This window comes from Prevotella pallens ATCC 700821, assembly GCF_000220255.1.
Classification (GTDB): Bacteria; Bacteroidota; Bacteroidia; order Bacteroidales; family Bacteroidaceae; genus Prevotella; species Prevotella pallens.
Window position 1 is genome coordinate 1 of record NZ_GL982526.1, and the last position, 1,223, is coordinate 1,223.

Annotated in this window: 1 protein-coding gene; it reads right to left on the bottom strand. The window is 41.5% G+C overall.

Features of this window, described 5'->3' with window-relative positions; genetic code table 11:
* Positions 1-81 precede the first annotated feature (81 nt).
* Positions 82-1,223: transposase (locus HMPREF9144_RS12475; RefSeq protein ID WP_040595972.1), on the bottom strand; the 1,142-nt coding region annotated here is incomplete at its 5' end.

Sequence of the window (1,223 nt, forward strand, 5' to 3'; positions counted from 1 at the left end):
AGAGGGTGTGTCAAAATTGATACATCCTCTTTTTTACTCTCCCTTTACCTTGTCTACCACATAATTCGTTATTTACTGCAGCTATGCTGCTAATTTCATATAAAATGATTTATAGGGCTTTAAATAACCTATATAAACTTGTATAAAGCATCTGAAGGTGACTAAAAGTACCTCCATAATGTCTTTTAGTTCCTTGAGATTGGTTTTTCTACACATTTTCCCTATGTTAAAGGCTATAGCAAAGAAGGCAAAGTCCATATTGACCTTGTCTTTTCCAAAATGCCTAAACCTCTTATAGGCTTTATTATATTTTGTTTGTCCAAAAACAGCTTCAGGTTCTATGCACCTTCGTCCTCGATGCTTGATGCCTTCTTCCGAGGTCAGTAGTTCCCGTGCCTTTTGTTTATAGTGCTGTAGTTGATGATTTACTTCTATAATTCTGTTCCCTCTTGCCTTAAAACATGAGCCTCTCAAGGGACAACTATCACAGCGTTCTGCCTGATAACGTACGCTGTAAGTAACGAATCCATTAGAGGTTAGGGAACGCTTCATACCTATACGCTTCATATGCTGTCCCATAGGGCAGACGTAGAAATCCTGTTCCTTATTATAATAAAGGCTTGCGGGACTGAATGGGTTAGGTGTGTAGCGTGGACGCTGCTCTTTATGGAAGTAGTTATACTTCACATAGGCTTCCATATTATGTACGTCCATGAACAGATAGTTCTCCTCGGACCCATACCCTGAATCGGCTACGACTGTCTTGGCATAACGATGATAGCGTAATTTGAAAGACTCCAAGAAAGAAGAAAGTGTGAGCGTGTCTGTACGATTAGCATAGAGTGCAAAGTCGGTGATGAACTGGTTCTCCGTTGCTATCTGCAGATTATATCCAGGCTTAGTCTGTCCGTTCCGCATAGCATCCTCCTTCATGTGCATAAACGTGGCATCAGGGTCGGTCTTGCTGTAGGAGTTTCTCTCTCTCATAACCTCAAGGTGTTGGTCATACTCCTGGAGTTTATTACGTTTCTTCTCAAGCTCTTTAAGCTGTTTTTTCTTGGTTCTAACAGCCTGCTTCTCTTCTTTTGTCTTAGGCTCAGGGGCTGATTCCAAAGACTTGTTCAATTCCTTGGATATCTCATCGAGTAGAGCTGCAGTAAACTCGACACCTTCTGTCTTAGCGGCATTGTCCTGCGCTATGACATCATCAACCTGAAGCAAAA